The organism is Amaricoccus macauensis, from assembly GCF_049800915.1.
Taxonomy (GTDB): domain Bacteria; phylum Pseudomonadota; class Alphaproteobacteria; order Rhodobacterales; family Rhodobacteraceae; genus Amaricoccus; species Amaricoccus macauensis_A.
The window spans coordinates 80112-98381 of the sequence record NZ_JBNAFY010000001.1; the positions used below are offsets into that span (position 1 = coordinate 80112).

The window sequence follows — 18270 nt, forward strand, 5'->3', positions numbered from 1 at the left end:
CTCTCAGGAAAGCCGGGCGGCCACGGCCCGAGCCAGCCCGGCAATCCGCTGCATCCGCGCGCTTTCGGGGCGCCCGCGCCGGGACACGAGCCACAATTCGTGATAGCGCCGTTTCGGCAGCGGCAGGATCGTCAGCCTGTCCTTGTGCGGATAGGCCTCCACCCCGCTCCGGGGCAAAAGCGTGTAGCCGATGCCCCGGGCGACAGGCTCGGGGATCTGCCCGATCTGGTTGATGAAACTGCGCAGACGCAGCCGGTCCGCGCCGGGATACTCATCCGGGAAATTCAGCCCCAGCAGATCATCCGCATGGGAAAATCCGTCGGGATGAGCCACGAAGCCGCGCCGCTCGAGCGCCGCGAATGTCGCCTCCTCGGGCGACGCATCGGCGGGCAGCACGAGACAAAGCTCCTCCCGGCCTAGCTGCCGGGCCTCCAGCCGCGCATGCACCGGATCCTGCCCAAGAACGCCGAGATCGAAGCGACCGCCAAGCACCCCGGAAAGCACAGTCGCCTGCGGAGCCGCTTCGAGATGAACCTTCAGCCGCGGGGCCCCACGCATCACCTCGAGCACGCGGGGATAGAAAAGCATCGCGAAGCTGCCCGAACAGGCAAAGCGCACCTCGCCCACGTCCGGATCATCCACCTCGATCCGCTCGCGCAACCGCCGCTCCTCCTCGCGCCGGGAGAGGCCAAGCGCGAAAACCGCCTCCCCGGCGGTCGTGAGGGCAAAACTCTTGCCGTCCTGCGCGATCAGGGGCTGTGCGAGTTGCGCCTCGAGCTTGCGCAAATGCTGCGAAACGCCCGGTTGCGTCATGTTGAGCCGCTCCGCGGTCCGGGTGAAATGCCCGGTCTCGCAAAGCGTGGTGAAGGTCTCGAGCCAGGCCGCGTTGATCATGGATCATAACATGGCATTATCAAAAATATTCACAACGATAATTTCACTATTGCCCCGTTTGCCCCCAATTTCCTGTCAGACAGCAACGCAATGAAAAAGGGGCATCCCATGTCGCAGACACCGCGCACCTTCTCCCACATCGGCCTCTCCGTCCCGGACGTGGACGCCGCCGTGAAGTTCTATTCGGAAGTGATGGGCTTCTACACCATCATGCAGCCGAGCGATGTCACCGAGGATGACAGCGCCATCGGCCAGATGTGCACCGACGTGTTCGGTCCGGGCTGGAACAAGCTCCGCATCGCCCATCTGTCCACCGGCGACGGCATCGGCATCGAGCTCTTCGAATTCGACGGCAACCGCGCCCCGGAGGAGAACTTCGACTTCCGCCGCCACGGGACCTTCCATTTCGCGGTGCAGGACCCCGATCTCGAAGGGCTGCTCGCCCGCATCGTCGAGGCCGGCGGCAAGCAGCGGATGCCCGTGCGGGAGTATTTCCCCGGAGAGAAACCCTACCGCATGGTCTATGTCGAGGATCCGTTCGGCATCATCTTCGAGCTCTACAGCCACAGCTACGAACTGACCTACTCGGCCGGCGCCTACTCCTGAAGCCGCTCTCCGCTTGCACTGGCGGCCCGCCGGTGCGAGACACCATACTTGTATCCCAGTTGCGGGATGCCGGTGCAGGCGGAAGATTTCAGAGAGGTGGTTTCGGATGAATGACAATACGCGCGGCATCATGTTCATGGTGCTGGCTGTCACCATGATGCTCACCTCCGACACGGTCCTGAAGTTCGTCGCTCAGGACCTGCCGCTGTTCCAGATCATCTTCATCCGCCACCTCTTCATGACCGCGGGGCTCGTCGCGCTGGCAATGCGGGACGGGGCGCACAAGGTCCGCCCCTCGAGGCGTCAGACCCGGCTCCTGACCCTGCGCACCCTGGGCGAATGCAGCGTGATCTGCTTCTACATGTATGCCCTGGCCATGATGCCGCTCGGCACCGCCACGGCGATCTTCCAGCTCCAGCCCCTCGCCGTGACCCTGGCCGCGGTGGTCTTTCTCTCGCAACCCATCGGCCCCCGGCGCCTGATCGCGATCATCATCGGGTTTTCCGGCGTGCTCCTGATCGTGAGGCCCGGCACGGAAGCCTTCGGCCCCGGCGCGATCCTCGTGCTGCTGGCCGTGGGCGGCGTGTGCCTCCGCGACATCTCGACCCGCATTCTCGGACCCAGCCTTCCCGCCACGATGATGGCGGCCATCGCCTCTGCCGCGCTCCTGGTGCTGAGCCTTGCGGTCATGCTGGTGCGCGGCGGATGGGCCCCGGTCTCGGCGTCCCAGCTCGGGTTGATCTTCTGCGGCGCCTGTTTCCTTCTGGTCGGCTACACGGCGATTGCGCTCGCCATGCGCTTCGGAGACATCGCGGCGATCTCGCCGTTCCGCTACGTGTCGCTGGTCGTGGGGCTCATCTATGGCTTCGTGATCTTCGGCGAAGTGCCGGATGTCCTGATGCTCGCAGGTGCGCTGATCATCGTCTCGACCGGCATCTACACATTCGTCCGGGAACACAGGGCCAGCGTGCAGCGCGTTCCCGCACACTGACCCCGGTGCCTGCAATCACTCCGCGGGCACTGTCCGGCTCTGGGCATCGAGCTGACCCGAGGCCCAGGTCAGACCAAGCCCGATCACGACGATGACGGCCCCGACATAGGGTGCGGCTGCAAGCCCGATGCTTTCGACCACCATGCCGCCGAACCAGGCGCCGAACGCGATGCCGAGGTTGAAGGCGCCGATGTTGAGCCCGGAGGCCACGTCCTCTGCGCCGGGGCTGACGTCACGCGCGACCTGCACCACGTAGGATTGCAGGGGCGGCACGTTCGCGAAGGCAAACCCGCCCCAGAGCGCGATGACCGCAATGGCCGCGATCGGGTTGGCGAGGGCGAGACCGAGTGCTGCGAGGAGAAGCGCCAGGCCGCCGAAGATCAGCGTCAACGCCGGCACCGGGCCAATGCTGTCGGAGAGCTTGCCGCCAAGGATGTTTCCAACCGCCACGGAGGCCCCGTAGAGCAGGATCACCAGGCTGACGCTGCCGGTCGAAAGGCCGGTCACATCGGTGAGCATCGGCGCGAGAAACGTGAAGGCCACGAAGTTCCCGCCATAACCCACGGCCGTGATCAGGTAGATCAGCAGGAGCCGCGGCGAGGTCAGAACCCGCGCCTGGGCACGCAGCCCGCTCGGCGCGCTGTGCGGGATGGAGGCGGGCACCAGAACCGCGCTCGCGACAAGGCCGATCAGGCCGAGACCCACGACGCCGAGAAATGTCGATTGCCAGCCGAAGGTCTGACCGACCCAGGTTCCGAGCGGCACGCCGGTCACGAGCGCGACCGTCAGACCCATGAAGACCATGGCGATGGCCGAGCTTTCCTTCTCGCGCGAGACCAGGTTGGTGGCGATGGTCGAGGCAATGGCGAAGAAGACACCATGGGCAAGACCGGTGATGAACCGCGCCGCGATCAAGCTTCCGTAGCCCGGCGCAACGGCGGCAAACGCGTTGCCGATGGTGAAGAGGGTGAGCAGCGAGAGAAGCAGCGCCTTGCGCGGCATTCTGCCGGTCAGTGCGGTCAGGACCGGTGCGCCGATCGTGACACCGAGCGCATAGAGGCTGACCAGCAGCCCGGCGGATGGCAGCGAAACGCCGAGGTCGGCGGCAATGGTCGGTATGAGGCCGACGATGACGAACTCGGTCGTTCCGACGGCAAAGGCGCTGATGGTCAGCGCCCAGAGAGCGAGTGGCATGAGGTAACTCCGTTGACGAAAGGTCTCGACCGCGGATGTGGCAGGGATTAGCCCTTGCGTGAATGATCATGAATGGAAAGGGTCTTTGCGTTTGGTGCATGAATTGCCGCAAGCGGCGGATCTCGCCGTCTTCGTCGCCGTGGTCGAGGATGGCGGATTTGCCGAAGCCGCCCGCCGGCTGGGGGCTGCGCCCTCAACCCTGAGCCGGACCGTCACGCGGCTCGAGGGGCAGCTTGGCGTCACGCTCCTGCGCCGCACCACGCGGGCCATTGAGCTCACACCCGAGGGGCGGGAGCTTTTGAGGTCCGCGCGCGAGATCCTCGAGCGGACAGAGGCCCTGCGCGACTTGGCATCCCGAGGCCGCGCACCCCGTGGGCCGCTCCGGGTGAATGCACCGGTGCCCTTCGTGCTTCATGCTCTCGCGCCAAGACTTTCGGAGTTCCGCCAGGCCTATCCCGAGATCGAGATCACCCTCGACATGACCGACCGTGTGGTCGACCTGATCGACGCCCATGCCGATGTGGCGATCCGCTTCGGCACCCTGCCCAGCAGTGACCTGCTCCATCGCAGGCTCGGGTGCGCGGAGTGGCGTCTCGTCGCCTCACCCGCGTATCTCGCGCGCGCGGGCCAGCCCGCGGCGCCGGAGGATTTTCGCAATCTCGAACAGGTGCGCTTCACGACGCCCACCCATATCAACCGGCTGCGGTTCCACGGCCAAAACGCCGATATCGAGCCGCGCATTGCCGCCTGGGCCACGAATGGCGAGGCCGTTCGCCATCTCGTCCTGGGCGGCATGGGGATCGCGCGGTTCTCGGATTTCATGATCGACCGCGACATCGCCGCCGGTCGTGTCATCGAGCTTCTGCCCGGTGCGCTCGACATCCCGCCGCAGGACGTCACGGCGCTCTACCTCACCCGTGCGTCCGGCCTGCGCCGGCTCTCGGTCTTCCTAGACTGGCTCGAAACCATCTTCTGACGCCCGGGCGGCGAGATACCCCGCCACCCGGACACCACGTCGCGCTTACGCCGATCAGGCGAGAACCAGATCGTCCGCGATGGTGAACTGCGCCACCAGCGGATCGTGGTCGGAGGCGCGGTAATCGGTCGCGGCGAACTCCGTGTTCACATGCACCGCGTCGAACCTCGCCCCCTCGGCCAGATTGCCGCTCGCCAGGATATGGTCGAGCGATTCCGAATTGCCCTGGTAGATGAAGCTGTAGCGCTCGTCCTCGGGCAGCGTATTGGTGAGGTTGGTCAGCCCGACCGCCTCCAGACCCGAAACCGGCGAGACGAACTCGAACTCGTTGAGATCGCCCAGAACCACCAGGTTCGCATCCGCATCCTCGGCCAGTTCGCCGGCCACGAAGCCCGCCACGGCGGAGGCCTGCGCCTGGCGCTCGTCGAGGCTGCCGTTGACCGCCACGTTCTCCTGGTTCTTGTCGAAGGGCTGGCTGGTGCCCATGATCGGAGCCGACCCGCCCTTGGAGGAGAAGTGGTTGTTGACCATCGTCACCTCGACGCCGCCGAAGGCGAAGGTCGCAACAAGCGGCAGACGACCACCCTCGAATGCCTCGCCTTCACCCTGGCCGGAAATCGTCTCCACCGAGCCGTCCACCAGCGACACGCGATCACTGTTGTAGAGATAGGCCGTGCGGATGTTGCCACCCGGCTGACCGCCGCTCGCATTGTCGGTGATGAAGGTGTTGTCGATCCAGTCGTAGTCGAGCGATCCGTCGAGCGCGAAATTGTCGATGAAGTCGATGGAGCGCGCGAGCAACTCGAGCGTCTCGGAAGCCGACGTGGTGCCGTCATCCTCGGAGCCCGAGTTGTCCTGAACCTCCTGGAGCGCGATCACATCCGGCGTGCCCATGTTGTTCACGATCTGCGACGCGATGCTGAGGAACCGGAAGTCGGTCACATCCGTATCGCCATCGCTGTCGTTCGGGTCGAGGTTGAGCACGTTGTAGCTCGCAACCGTCAGCGCCTTGGGGCAATGGCCCAGCTCGGTCACTTCCGCCTCGAGCCCGCCATCGACGATCTGGTCCGAGAAATCCACGGTCGGAATCAGCTCGTAGTCGCCGAAATTGTAGCTCATGACGCCGGTGACATCGCCAAGCGCGTCGCCCACATTCACCTCCGGCGCATCGAAGCCCGACACGTCGTAATCCGGGTCGATCTGGATGCGCTCGGGGTTGAAGTCGTCCTCCGAGAGATTGAGCGTGCCGCGCTCGGAAAGCCCGGTCGCACCGTCGCCCTGGTTCGCCGCGACGTAGATCTCGCCGAAGCCGTTGGTGCCGGCGATGACACCTGCATCTTCCACCGTCACCAGCATTCCCTCGACGCTCTCCATGAAGTCGATGCCGCTGGTGGTCGGGTTGAAGGCGATGAAACCGTCATCCTCCATGTTCTCGGTCGGCAGCACCCGGCCGCTCTCGCCGATGATCGTGGCCTCGGGCAGCGCGTTGCCCGACGACAGAACGCTCACCTCGGTGACATTGACCAGCTCCGTGGTCGGCAGGTTGCCGGTGCCCGCACCGCCGGGGAAGTATTCCGCAACGTCGCCCGCCACTTCCGCCTCGTCGCCAATGGCCACGGTGGGCGTGCCGCCGGTGTAGACGAAGATCGCGTCGGAGGTAGCGATGTTGCCGTCGCCCTCGGCGTCCTGGAGGTAGAAACCGTTCGAGTCCAGTGCCGTGACGATGCCCTTGGTGCGGATAGCTTCGCCGGTGACGTTGAATTCGTCCTCGAGGCTCGCGAAGAACTGGATGACCGTCGCATAGCCCGCGGCCGACAGCACGTAGGGCGAAACCTGGGCAGCCCCCTGAATGTCGTAGATCGCGGTCAGATCACCGCTGCCACCATCGCCGCCGTCACCCAGAACCGTGTCGTCGCGGAAATTGACGTTCTGGATGCGCTCGTCGTCCGCACGGCCGGTGTCCTCGATGGCGAAGGGCGTCTCCTCGCCGTAATTGTCGAGGAGGTATTCGGCGAGCGCGTCCTGCTCGGTGCCGTCGGAGGCGAAATCGGCATCGCCGCTCTGGCCGCCGTCATCCTCGCCATCCCCATCGAGATCGTAGAGATCAACACGGTTCACCCCGTCGCCGGCAGGGAAGGGATAGCCATCGCCGCCATCGGCCATGAAGTTGAGCGTCACGATGCGCACGTCCGCGCTCGCGTCACCAACGATCTCGCCATCCTCGACCAGCACGTCGACGATCTCGCCGTCCTCATCCACGATCGCCGCTGAAAGGATGCGGCTGCCGGCCTCGAGATCGGGATCATAGGCGAACTCGACGCCCGAAACCTGCGGGAACTGGCCGGCCACGTCGGGCAGGGCGCTCACACCATGTTCGAGCACCGCCACGATCTCGGCGCGGGTAAGCGTGAGCAGGGTCAGGCCATTGTTGAAGGCGAGCGTGCTCTGGATATCGGTCTGGCTGATCCCGCCCTCGGGCTTCACGCCCTCGATCTCTTCGTTCGGCAGACGCTCGGCCTCGGTGGCACCGGCCGGAACCACGAGCTGACCAACGGAGGCACGGATGCCGCCGCCATTCTTGATCGAGACCATCACCGTGTCGTCGTAGTCCTTGGCGATGGCGAGGTTCGCATCCGCCGTCAGGTTGCCGAGGTTGGTTTCCTGGGTGCGCACACCGTCGGGATCGGACGGGTCGAGCTCGTCGCCCGAGCGCTCGCCGTTGAGGAACACCTCTGAAATGCCGAAGACATTGCCTTCGCTTTCCTCGATGGCACCGCGCAGCAGGTCCACGACAAGCTGGACCTCCTCGTCCACGAGGTCTTCCGCGCCCAGATCGGCCACGCCCTGTTCATCGGTGGCATAGGCGCCGCTCACATCCGCGTCGTAGCTGTCGAGGATCAGGTTGCCCGCGTCGTCGAATTCGATGACAAGACGGCCGACATAGAGATACTGCCCATCGGTGTTGACCACGACCACGGGGTTGCCATCCGCATCCGTCAGCTCGATCGGATAGTCGCCGCCAGCCGACTGGCCATCGCGCAGGCGATCGGTGTCATCGGCCAGGATGGTGTCCGAACCGCCCGCCACGATGATGTCCACACCGCTCAAAAGCGGGGCGAGGGCCTGTTCGATGGAGATCTGCTGCATGTGGCTCAGCAGGATCACCTTGTTCATGCCCGGATTGGCGGCCAGAAGCGCATCCACGTCTGCCTGGATCACCGCGGCAAGTGCTTCGAGCTGCGCATCGGTCGGCGGGGTGTCGAACTCTTCCGGGGCGATCGTCACGTCGCCGGGGCTGGAGATCGTGCCGAGCGCGGGTGTCGTGGCGCTCACGATGCCGATCAGTTCACCGCCCACTTCCTTGACGACCGAGCCGGAGATCGTGCCGCCTTCGCCCGCGCCGCCATCCGCGACCACGAGACCGGAAAGAAAACCGTCCGTGAGGAAATCGAGGTTGCCTGAGATATAGGGCATCTCGGTGCCTTCGAACGCGCCGAGACCGTCGATCTCCACATCCGTCACGCTGCCCGAGATCAGCCCGGCCACGACCTCGGTGCCGAAATCGAACTCGTGGTTGCCGAAGGAGATCACCTCGAGGCCCAGTGCGTTCTGGATGAAGATGTCACCGACACCGCCGGCGCCTTCGCCCCAGATGGCCTCGGAGGCGTCGAAGAACACGCCCGGAATATAGGCATCGCCCGAGGAGAGCGTCAGCGTGTTGTCGGCAAGGCCGTCCTCGCCCAGATCCTCGTCGCGCAGCGCGTTGAGCACGGCCGAGAGGGCCGGTGCATCATCGAGCGCGGCCGCGGCGCCTTCCTGGTCGGAGAAGTGGAGAAGTTCGAGAGTATAGGGCATCTGTGCCTCGCTTCGCTTCGGTACACCGCGCGCCGGCAGGGCGGCCCGCGTTCAGGAATGTGCTGGAGGGGAATGAAGCGCGGACACGGCAACAGCGGTGCAGGTCAATTCCTGTTTGCACCGCGCGCCTCGCATCCCATCTCCCCGGCGGAGCGCATCCAACCGCGCAGAGACGACAGAAACGTGACGGGTCTGCGACGGTTTATTAACCATAGCTACGGGTTTTGTGCCGCTCAACCATTGGTCGCACCGGCGCGATTCACGCGAGTGCACGGGGCCTGTAGGGTGCAGGCCCGTGCGAAATTTGCTGCATGAAATGCATATGGAATATGCATGAAATATGCATACGGATTTCGGGCCTGAAATGGGGCCCGAAGGGGGTCAGTCGGAGCGCGCGAGCGCGGCCTCGAACTCCCGCCATTCGCCCTTGCTCATGCCGCTGTCTTCCTGCGTCACGGTCTCGCCCGCGATCATCCGGCGCAGTGTTTCCATGCCCTTTCCGGAGAAGGAAACGGCGTTCAGCCGGTAGTCCTCGAACGCGTTCCAGGCGTGCGGAACCCAGTCCTTCACCACCTCGCAGATCGCTTCGGCATAGACCCGGATCTCGTACTGTGCATGAGGATCGGCCCGCAAGCGCAGGAAATGAAACAAGTTATGTAGATCTACTTTCCAGTACCATTGCGTGTAGATATTGGCCGGGAGGTTCATCCGGGCAAGCTCCCGCGCCAGCCCCTGCTGGCCCTCGGTCGAGAGCATGTCCTCGTAATGGTCATAGGCCCGGCCCGCGTCGCTCCGCAGGATGTCGAGCACCTTTGCCGCTTCAGCATCCTCCAGAACACTCCCGCGGCCCTGGTTGTTCGATGCTGATTGTGCCGCCAGCTGCTCGGGCTGGGGGATGTAGAATTCCCGGTCCAGGATCGAGTACCGCGCGGAATATTCGTTTACATTCGCCGTCCGATGTCTGATCCATTGCCGCGCCACGAACACCGGCAGCTTCACGTGCAGCTTGATTTCGCACATCTCGAAGGGTGTCGAATGCCAGTGCCGCATGAGATAGCGGATCAAGCCCGCATCGTCGCGCGCCTTTTTCGTGCCGGCGCCATAGGAAACCCGAGCCGCCTGAACAATCGCGGCATCGTCCCCCATGTAGTCGATGACCCGGACAAACCCATGATCAAGCACCGGGATCGCCTTGTAGAGATGGGGTTCCATGCCGGGCGCCGTGGCGCGAAGGGTTTCACTGACCGTTTCGCGCTGGGCCGCGATTTCGGCCTTCTGTTCTGCACTCAGCGACATATGTAACCTCTCGGGCGGCGATTCACTTAGATTCGGCTCAACTAGATGTAGACTTCTACAGCGAGGGATACGCAATATGAAGATCAAATATCTCCACACAATGGTGCGCGTCACCGATATCGAGGAATCGAAGAAGTTCTATTGCGATCTTCTCGGCCTAAGCGAAGTTCGCCGGATCGACAACGATAAGGGGAAATTCACTTTGGTGTTTCTCGCGCCACCGGGTCAGGAAAGTGCCGCTATAGAACTCACCTACAACTGGGATGGTGACGAAAACTACACCGGGGGTAGGAATTTCGGCCATCTCGCGTATTCTGTAGAGAACATCTACGAGATGTGTGAGAAGATGCAGAATGCAGGCGTAACGATCAATCGCCCGCCGCGGGATGGACATATGGCCTTCGTGCGCTCGCCCGATGGCATCTCCATCGAGTTGCTCCAGATGGGCGACGCTCTTGAACCCGCGGAACCTTGGGCAAGCATGGAGAACACGGGAAGCTGGTGAAGAAATTTGCGCGAGGACTGTCGGCCTTCCTGCTGATGATTTCACTGCCGGTTTCGGCCGAGAGTGCAACATGCAGACTGGCGCTTGCCCTCGCGCTGGACGTTTCCTCATCCGTTGATACGTTCGAATACGAGTTGCAGAAAGAAGGTCTGGCATCGGCGCTGACGGCGCCCGAAGTGCGGCAGGCCTTCTTTTCAGCGCCCGGACAGACGGTTGCACTCTTGATCTATGAGTGGAGTGGCCGCCATCAGCAACTTGTGCGGCAGAACTGGGTTCTGGTTGCAGAACAACAGGATCTTGACGAGATCGCGGCCGGGGTCCTCCAGATGCCTCGAACGCATGCGAACCTCCCAACCGCAATAGGGGCTGCCATGGCTTTTGGCGGCCAGGTTCTCCAGTCGTCCCCTGACTGTCTCGAGAAGAAGCTCGATGTCTCCGGGGATGGCACCAATAATGACGGACTATGGCCCGGCGATCTTCGCAACAGCGCGATACTGCAAGACGTGATCGTGAATGGTCTCGTGATCGGCCACAACCGCGACGTGCTGCAGGTTTACTACGAACAGTTCGTCATTCAGGGGCCTGGGTCTTTCGTCGAAATGGCGGAGAATCATGAAGATTTTGAGCGCGCCATGCGTCGAAAGCTTGTGCGCGAAGTCGGCGTCAGTGCACTGAGTTTACTTGCGCCCAAGCGATAATTACCGGCACGGGTTGCCGTTGGAATACCAATGATTTCAGGAGATCGGCTTGCGTCTACCCGCAGAATATCATGCGACGGCGCTGCAACGTCCGGCGTTTTTGGCGGGAGCTGATTGCCCCTTTTTCCATTGCGGCTCCGTGCGCCGCCAATGGACCCTCCTTGCCAATACGGAATTTCAGACCCTGCTGGTTTGGTCTGGTTGCAGGCCGTTTGAACAATGCACACCCGGAGAACTGGAAATCTGATGTGAAGTTTGAGAAGGGCGGATCCTCACCTACTTTGGGTTTGCTGCGGGGCGCATATTTCAGGTCCGTGGGCATTCCAGACTTCGCGGGGGGTTCAAATCCGATCCCGGTTGCCCTATATCTGTTCTGTCTCGGAAACGGGACTATGGTGATAAACGCGCCCGTAATAAACGGATCGGACCCGGGGGCGGTACCCGGCGGCTCCACCATTATCCCTCGTTTGGGGATCATGGGGCCGAAACAGGATCGACGGACGTCTAAAGGGGTTAGCTTTCACCCGGTGAGATACCACCGTTATCGGTTCAAACAGTACAGTTGCAAACGACAACTATGCTCCGGTTCGCGTTGCTGCGTAAGCAGTAACAAAGACCGAAAATTAAGTCCTGGCGCCTTGCAGCGTCAGGCGGGGTTCGCAGGCACCTGGCAACAGAAGCCTGCATTCTCCCAAACCTGTTTGTTCTGTGCCCCGCGGGCTGATCACCTTGCAATCGTGGCTATTCCTCGAAGTAAAAACTGTGGCCTGACTTCATATCGCGCCAAGGCCGGTGCCCCGGATTCCAAGAAAAAGGCCGCACCCTTAGATGCGGCCTTCTGCAGATGATTGGGGGAAGCCGTTCAGCCGGCACTGCCAGCGCGGGACCACCATCCCCGGCGCTTCGGCTCCGGCGCTTGCTGTGGTTCTGGAGTTGCCATTTCAGGTTCACCACTTTCCGCTTGCAGCACACTCTGGATCGGAAGCTCCGACTCAACCGTCTGGACTTCTTCGATTTGAGACACACTCGCTTGCGTTTCTACTGCTTCAGATGCCGTATCCCCGACTGTTTCGGCCGTCGGTTCGGTTTCCGCTGCATCTCCTGTGGGAGAAACGTCCAAGGTCTCAGGTTCCGGCTGGCCCTGTTCCGCGTCGTCCACGCTTTCCACTAGAGGGGTGTCCGGCTCCGCTTCGGGTTCAGCGGCAGGGAGGGTATCGGCGGTCGCCGGTTCATCCGCTTCGCTACCTTGGACATCCGAAACCACTTCGTCTGTCGGAGCGATCGCGACTTCTGCAATCACAGCGGCAGCTGGCTGGCTGACCCTCGGCCGACGACCAGGTCTCTGCACGCTTTCTGATTCCGGTACCGCGACAATATCTGCCGGTGCGGCTTCGCCGAGATCAATCACCTCCCCGAAGGCATCCGGTTTCGACGGAGCGGGCTGAGAGCCTTCAGTAGTCTCGGTGTTCTGGCCCACTTTCGCCGGAGCGGCATCACCTGACCCATTTTCAGGGGTCTGGCTCGGTTCATCCTTCTGGTCGGCTTCCTCAGCAGGTTTCTCGCCTTCGGCGGCCTGGTTGTCTGCCGACTCGGCCTGTTGATCTTCCGAACCTTCGCGAGAGGACTTTCCACCCCGCCGACGCCGACGCCGCTTCTTCTTGGGCGGGGATTTCTCCTCGCTGGTCTCGGTTTCGTCCTGCGACGCCGCGGGTTTTTCCTCCTCGGTCTCTTCGACCTCGGGCATGTCCTCGATCTCGACCTTGACCGGTGCAAGCCCCTCAGGCGCGGCGATCAGGCGCGATGCCGTCTTGAAACGCTCGATACGGTAGTCCGGATTGATCAGCAATGCGTCCCCCTCGATCCGAACGGAGAGACCAAAGCGACGCTCTATCAGGGCCACATGTTCGCGCTTGTGGTTGAGCAGATAGTTCGCGATCTCGACCGGAGCCACGACCAGAACTTCCTTCGAGCGCTGACGAACGCCTTCCTCCTCGACCTCACGCAAGAGAGCGAGAGCGACAGAATCGTCCGAGCGTACACGTCCCGTGCCATGGCAGTGGGGGCAGCCCTTCGTGGTCGCCTCGATCATGCCGGGCCGCAGGCGCTGGCGGCTCATTTCAAGTAATCCGAAGCTTGAAATCCGGCCGACCTGTATCCTAGCGCGGTCAGACTTGAGCTTCTCTTTCAGCTTCTTCTCGACGGCAGAGTTGTTTTTCCGCTCATCCATGTCGATGAAGTCGATGACGATCAGGCCGGCCAGATCGCGCAGCCGCATCTGGCGCGCGGCCTCCTCTGCGGCCTCGAGATTGGTTCTGAGTGCCGTGTCTTCGATCGACGCTTCGCGGGTTGATCGGCCCGAGTTCACGTCGATCGCCACAAGGGCTTCCGTAACGTCGATGACGATATAGCCGCCCGACTTGAGCTGAACGACCGGGTTAAACATCCCGGTCAGGTAGCTTTCCACCTGGAAGCGCGAGAAAAGCGGAAGCGGATCGCCGTAATGCTTCACGTTCTTCGCGTGTGAAGGCATGAGCATTTTCATGTAGTCTTTTGCTTCGCGATAGCCCCGTTCACCATCGACAAGCACTTCGTCGATATCGCGGCTGTAGAGGTCCCGGATCGCCCGCTTCACAAGGCTGCCTTCCTCATAGATCAGGCAGGGCGCGACGGATTTCAGCGTGAGGTCCCGGATTTGCTCCCACTGCCGCAGAAGGTATTCATAGTCGCGTCTGATCTCGGTTTTCGTGCGGTTGGCGCCGGCAGTGCGAATGATGAGCCCGGCACCTTCCGGAACCGTGATGGAATTCGAGATATCCTTGAGCTTCTTGCGGTCGGTCGCGTTGGTGATCTTGCGGCTGATGCCGCCGCCGCGTGCCGTGTTCGGCATAAGGACGCAGTAGCGACCAGCAAGGGAAAGATAGGTCGTCAGTGCTGCGCCCTTGTTGCCCCGCTCTTCCTTTATCACCTGAACCAGGAGGATCTGCCGAACCTTGATGACTTCCTGGATCTTGTAGCGGCGGGGACGGGCGCGCCGTTGTGGCTGTTCGTCGCGCGGGTTTTCCTGTCCGCCCACGGAATCGACATCCGTCGGAGTTGCCCTTGTCTCGGGCGTTTCGACCAGCATGGATTCCGAGCCGTCTTCTTGCGGAGCAGTCGAGGCGTCATCCGAATTGGCGCTGCTCTCATTGCTATCAGCTTCGCCGGCACCCTCGGTTTCTGTGTCGGTGGCTCCAGCAGTGACGTCTTCTACTACCGCGGCTTTTGCCGGCACCGGATCTGAGCTTGCTTCTGGCGCATTCTGTTCGATTTCAGTGGCCGCAGCCTCGGTAGGCTCCGCTTGAGGCTCATCATTAGCCTCAACCGCAGACATCTCGTCGGTTGTTGCGACCGTACCGCCTTCCGGAGATCCGCTGGCCTCGATTGATGGGTTTGTCGACTGGTCGCCCTGTTCCGAAACCGAGTGTCCGGCTTCGGCGCTTTCCACTCCGGGATTTGGCTCCTGATCGGGCTGCGGGCCGATTGGTTCTGACTGAAGGATGGCGTCTTCCGACGAAGGAGCGCCTTCGCCGGCGGGCTGGCTCCGCTTGCGACTACGCGAGCGACTGCGCGATGGCTTCTGCTCCGCGGCAGGCCGCTCGCTCTCCTCGTCCGCTTCTTGCGCGAGCGCGGCTTCCTCCGCAAGCAGCGCTTCGCGGTCGGCCTTGGGAATCTGGTAGTAATCAGGATGGATCTCAGAGAAGGCAAGGAAGCCGTGGCGGTTCCCGCCATAGTCCACAAAGGCAGCCTGAAGTGAAGGTTCGACACGGGTTACCTTCGCGAGGTAGATGTTCCCGGCTAGCTGCTTCTTGTTGAGAGACTCGAAGTCAAATTCGTCAACTTTGGTTCCGTCTAGGACGACCACACGCGTTTCTTCCGCGTGTGTTGCGTCGATCAGCATTTTCTTTGTCATGGTATCTTTCAAGGACGCCAAGCGGCATGCCCCCCGCTAAGGGGAACCGTCTGCGCGTCGACTGGGGCTTGGCGATGGGCGGAGCGACAATCCCATGCGGGCCGGATACCGGCCTGAACGCTATGGGGTTCTGTTCGTGCTCTGCGCGGTCCACCGCTTTACACTATCCGGCGCCTGCCAAAGGCTCGGCGCCGCCTCTTTCTGCGGATACTCCGCGTTGAAACCTTGTGGCGCAAGCGCCAGCCGCAACGATCCGTGAGATGCACCGCATGGCCTTACCGTGCGTGCCGAGCAGAACGTCTGCGGCGAATACGTGTGCAGAAGGAATTTTTGCATCCACTCCTGCGATACTAGATATAGAATTGGTTCCGGAGAATGACAATCGCTTTTGTTGTGTCGCTGTCCACGTTCATTTCAAATGCGAACTAACTTTCGCGCGTTCAGGTGCTGCGCCCGGTTCATCAGTCAATCCGTTCCTGATCCCTGAATTCGTGCGGGGATCATCCGAGGCTATCAAACTGCATGCCGATAGTGTGATCGTGCCGCATTTTGACCTTGGCACATGCCTTGGATATGGTTTCCACTCACTTAGATGGCGGCGAATCGTGCTCCGGATCATTACCAGTTTCTTCGGTTTTCTTTTCAGTTGGGCAGTCATCGGTGCGGTGATGGCGCTCGCCGGTCTCGTTGCGATTTTCATGATTTATGGTCGCGACCTCCCTGACCATGCGCAACTCGCACAGTATGAGCCAGCAACGCTGAGCCGCATCTACTCGGGCGAAGGCCTGTTGATGGATGAATTTGCGCGCGAGCGTCGGATCTTCACACCCATCGACGAGATCCCCGACACATTGAAGCAGGCGTTCATCAGTGCCGAGGACAAGAACTTCTACGACCATCACGGGTTCGATCCGATCGGTATCGCGGTGGCCATCAGAGATGCCGCCCGCGGACAGCGGCTTCGCGGCGCTTCCACGATCACTCAGCAGGTCATGAAGAACTTTCTTCTGACCGGGGATCGCTCCGGGGAGCGTAAAGTCAAGGAAATCATTCTTGCGACACGGCTTGAGGCCACGCTCAGCAAGGACGAAATCCTTGAACTCTACCTTAACGAGATTTTTCTCGGGCAGAATTCGTACGGTGTCACCGCGGCTGCACAGTCGTATTTCGCGAAGCCACTCGATGAGCTCACTTTGGCGGAGATCGCTTATCTCGCGGCGCTTCCGCAAGCACCGAGCAACCTGCATCCGGTGCGTCAGAAGGATAGGGCTGTCGCGCGTCGGAACTACGTTCTCGACCAGATGCGCGAGAATGGCTATGTCTCGGGCGAAGCTGCCGAGGCAGCGAAGGCCGAAGATCTTCTGACGGTGCAGGGTGGCCATATTGCCTCGGCGCGCAGTCAGATGCCGCCGCGTGACTATTTTACGGATGAGATCCGGCGCGAACTTTCCTCCAGTTTGGGAGATGAAGAGCTCTTTACCGGAGGCCTGACGATCCGGGCCAGCGTCAATCCGGAGTATCAGGAAGCTGCTGTTCGTGCCCTCCGCGAGGGGCTTGAGGAATACGACAGGGGAACGGGAATCTATCGCGGCCCGGCCGCAACGATAGACCCGGAGAAATTCGATCCCATCGCCGAAGAGACCTGGCGCCGTGCGATCTCCGCAACCCGCGTGGCGCGCGATATAGATGGGTGGTATCCTGCAGTCGTTCTGGGTATCGGAGAAACTTCCGTGCGCATCGGAATTGAGGGCATCCCGGAGGATGAAGACGGCCACTACCTGACTTTTGCGGATGCAAGTTGGGCTCGGGTGAAGACTGACTCTGGCCGTTATCGCGCAGCGACTGGTCCCGATGACATGTGGGATGTGGGCGATGTGGTTTTTGTGGAGAATATTGCGGACGAGGGCGCTGAAGAACCAGAGTGGTCCTATCGTCAGATTCCAGGCATCCAGGGCGGTTTCGTGGCCATGGATACCCAAACAGGTCGTGTGCTCGCCATGCAGGGCGGCTTTTCTTACCAGTCGAGCGTTTTCAATCGCGCAACACAGGCTCTCCGTCAGCCAGGGTCATCGTTCAAGCCGTTTGTCTATGCCGCTGCTCTGGACAACGGCTACAGCCCCGCGACGATCGTTGTTGACGCGCCTGTAGAGGTCGAGACGGCGCAGGGAGTTTGGCGTCCACAGAATGCATCCGAACGCTACTACGGTCCGGCTCCGATCCGCACCGGTTTGGAGCAGTCGCGGAACCTCATGACTATCCGCATCGCGCAGGATGTGGGTATGAGCACGGTTGCGGAATACGCCGAACGGTTCGGGGTCTATGACGACATGCCGAACCTGATTTCCTATTCGCTGGGTGCAGGTGAAACGACCCTCTACAAGATGGTGGCGGCCTACGCCATGTTTGCGAATGGCGGCATGCGTGTCGAACCGACGCTGGTGGATCGTGTACAGAACCGCTACGGCGAGACGATCTACCGTCATGATCAGCGCAACTGTATCGATTGTGAAGCGGACGTTTTGGCTCTGGCATCCGCTCCAAAAATCGAAAGCGAGGCTGAGCGCATCATGGATGCGATCACTGCCTACCAGATCACCTCCATGCTGCGCGGCGCAGTTAGTCGTGGGACGAGCCGTGCAGCCGTTGGGTCTCTCGGGCTCAACCTTGCGGGCAAGACCGGCACAACCAACGATGCCAAAGATGTCTGGTATGTCGGCTACAGCCCCCGGATCGCCGCGGGTTGCTACATGGGGTACGACGCTCCGACCCCACTTGGGCGATCGGCCTTTGGGGGAACCCTCTGTGCGCCGGTCTTCGCAGAATTCATCAAGGTGGTGATGGAGGGGCAGGGGCCGGTGAAGTGGCCGGTACCGCCCGGAGGTTACTTCATCAATATCGACCGCTCTACAGGCCAGCGGCTTGCAGACAATGCAAGCGGGCCGAGTGTTCAGACCGAGTACATCAAGGATGGTCAGCAGACGATTGTTGGCGGCTACGGTCAGACTGTTGATGGCGGTTGGCGCATGGGCGCGGACGTACCCCTTCAGCAAGGCGTAAGCCGGGCTGCGGTCGAGCGCGTCCAGGTGCGGGGCGGCGGAACGAAGGTATTGCCCAGCAATCCCTCCCTTGGCTCCATGTCGAGTGGTGGGCTTTACTAGAGCAACCGATAATTCTCGAAGCACGTCCGACTGCAAGGGTTGCCCTGCCTTTTTCGCTCCGTGCCACCCCCTTTACCCGGGTTTGCGGGGCAGTTAGAACATCTGCTACCCCGATGCACGGTCCTCCATGGCCGTAATCCTAATCTTG

At 61.8% G+C, this 18270-nt stretch carries 11 protein-coding genes and 1 other RNA gene; 7 read left to right on the forward strand and 5 right to left on the reverse strand.

The window, feature by feature from the left end; genetic code table 11:
• Positions 1 to 3: 3 nt before the first annotated feature.
• A complete protein-coding gene (locus tag ACP15W_RS00340; protein ID WP_424930838.1) occupies positions 4 to 894 on the reverse strand; it encodes a LysR family transcriptional regulator in 891 nt (296 codons plus the stop codon).
• Between the two features lie 108 nt (positions 895 to 1002).
• On the opposite strand from ACP15W_RS00340, the gene ACP15W_RS00345 reads away from it, so the two are divergent.
• A complete protein-coding gene (locus ACP15W_RS00345) occupies positions 1003 to 1500 on the forward strand; it encodes a lactoylglutathione lyase family protein (protein ID WP_424930839.1) in 498 nt (165 codons plus the stop codon).
• Positions 1501 to 1606: 106 nt separating this feature from the next.
• Complete coding sequence (locus ACP15W_RS00350) at positions 1607 to 2491, forward strand: DMT family transporter (RefSeq protein WP_424930840.1); 885 nt, start codon at positions 1607 to 1609, stop codon at positions 2489 to 2491.
• A 15-nt stretch (positions 2492 to 2506) separates the two neighbouring features.
• On the opposite strand, the gene ACP15W_RS00355 is transcribed toward ACP15W_RS00350, so the two are convergent.
• Positions 2507 to 3685 (reverse strand): MFS transporter, encoded by a 1179-nt coding sequence (locus ACP15W_RS00355; RefSeq protein WP_424930841.1) that lies wholly within the window; start codon positions 3683 to 3685, stop codon positions 2507 to 2509.
• A gap of 94 nt (positions 3686 to 3779) precedes the next feature.
• Between ACP15W_RS00355 and ACP15W_RS00360 the strand changes: the two genes are divergently transcribed.
• Positions 3780 to 4661 carry a LysR substrate-binding domain-containing protein gene (locus ACP15W_RS00360; protein WP_424931581.1) on the forward strand — a complete coding sequence of 294 codons (882 nt, stop codon included), beginning with the start codon at positions 3780 to 3782 and terminating at the stop codon, positions 4659 to 4661.
• Positions 4662 to 4715: 54 nt separating this feature from the next.
• Here ACP15W_RS00360 and ACP15W_RS00365 read toward each other — a convergent pair whose 3' ends face one another.
• Both ACP15W_RS00365 and thyX read right to left on the reverse strand, forming a co-directional pair.
• Positions 4716 to 8516 carry a 5'-nucleotidase C-terminal domain-containing protein gene (locus tag ACP15W_RS00365; protein ID WP_424930842.1) on the reverse strand — a complete coding sequence of 1267 codons (3801 nt, stop codon included), beginning with the start codon at positions 8514 to 8516 and terminating at the stop codon, positions 4716 to 4718.
• Between the two features lie 381 nt (positions 8517 to 8897).
• Entirely contained in the window at positions 8898 to 9812 is a 915-nt protein-coding gene (thyX, locus tag ACP15W_RS00370; protein WP_424930843.1) for an FAD-dependent thymidylate synthase, read from the reverse strand.
• A gap of 76 nt (positions 9813 to 9888) precedes the next feature.
• Between thyX and ACP15W_RS00375 the strand changes: the two genes are divergently transcribed.
• The 3 genes from ACP15W_RS00375 to ssrA all read left to right on the forward strand — a co-directional run bounded on the left by ACP15W_RS00375 (position 9889) and on the right by ssrA (position 11703).
• Positions 9889 to 10317: a VOC family protein gene (locus ACP15W_RS00375; RefSeq protein ID WP_424930844.1), complete on the forward strand. Its 429-nt coding sequence runs from the start codon at positions 9889 to 9891 to the stop codon at positions 10315 to 10317.
• Positions 10314 to 11015 carry a DUF1194 domain-containing protein gene (locus tag ACP15W_RS00380; protein ID WP_424930845.1) on the forward strand — a complete coding sequence of 234 codons (702 nt, stop codon included), beginning with the start codon at positions 10314 to 10316 and terminating at the stop codon, positions 11013 to 11015. The genes ACP15W_RS00375 and ACP15W_RS00380 overlap by 4 nt, the downstream gene beginning before the upstream one ends.
• A gap of 336 nt (positions 11016 to 11351) precedes the next feature.
• Positions 11352 to 11703, forward strand: a transfer-messenger RNA (tmRNA) gene (gene ssrA, locus ACP15W_RS00385).
• Between the two features lie 174 nt (positions 11704 to 11877).
• On the opposite strand, the gene ACP15W_RS00390 is transcribed toward ssrA, so the two are convergent.
• The gene (locus tag ACP15W_RS00390) at positions 11878 to 14964 is read right to left on the reverse strand and encodes an Rne/Rng family ribonuclease (RefSeq protein ID WP_424930846.1); all 3087 of its coding nucleotides are present in this window, start codon (positions 14962 to 14964) and stop codon (positions 11878 to 11880) included.
• Positions 14965 to 15569: 605 nt separating this feature from the next.
• On the opposite strand from ACP15W_RS00390, the gene ACP15W_RS00395 reads away from it, so the two are divergent.
• Positions 15570 to 18122 (forward strand): penicillin-binding protein 1A, encoded by a 2553-nt coding sequence (locus ACP15W_RS00395; RefSeq protein WP_424931582.1) that lies wholly within the window; start codon positions 15570 to 15572, stop codon positions 18120 to 18122.
• Positions 18123 to 18270: the final 148 nt, after the last annotated feature.

Bases quoted from the DNA above. Each gene is read 5' to 3' on its own strand.
- ACP15W_RS00390 (WP_424930846.1), bottom strand. From the start codon at position 14,964: ATGACAAAGAAAATGCTGATCGACGCAACACACGCGGAAGAAACGCGT.
- ACP15W_RS00350 (WP_424930840.1), top strand. From the start codon at position 1,607: ATGAATGACAATACGCGCGGCATCATGTTCATGGTGCTGGCTGTCACC.
- thyX (WP_424930843.1), bottom strand. From the start codon at position 9,812: ATGTCGCTGAGTGCAGAACAGAAGGCCGAAATCGCGGCCCAGCGCGAA.
- ACP15W_RS00375 (WP_424930844.1), top strand. From the start codon at position 9,889: ATGAAGATCAAATATCTCCACACAATGGTGCGCGTCACCGATATCGAG.
- ACP15W_RS00365 (WP_424930842.1), bottom strand. From the start codon at position 8,516: ATGCCCTATACTCTCGAACTTCTCCACTTCTCCGACCAGGAAGGCGCC.
- ACP15W_RS00355 (WP_424930841.1), bottom strand. From the start codon at position 3,685: ATGCCACTCGCTCTCTGGGCGCTGACCATCAGCGCCTTTGCCGTCGGA.
- ACP15W_RS00345 (WP_424930839.1), top strand. From the start codon at position 1,003: ATGTCGCAGACACCGCGCACCTTCTCCCACATCGGCCTCTCCGTCCCG.
- ACP15W_RS00340 (WP_424930838.1), bottom strand. From the start codon at position 894: ATGATCAACGCGGCCTGGCTCGAGACCTTCACCACGCTTTGCGAGACC.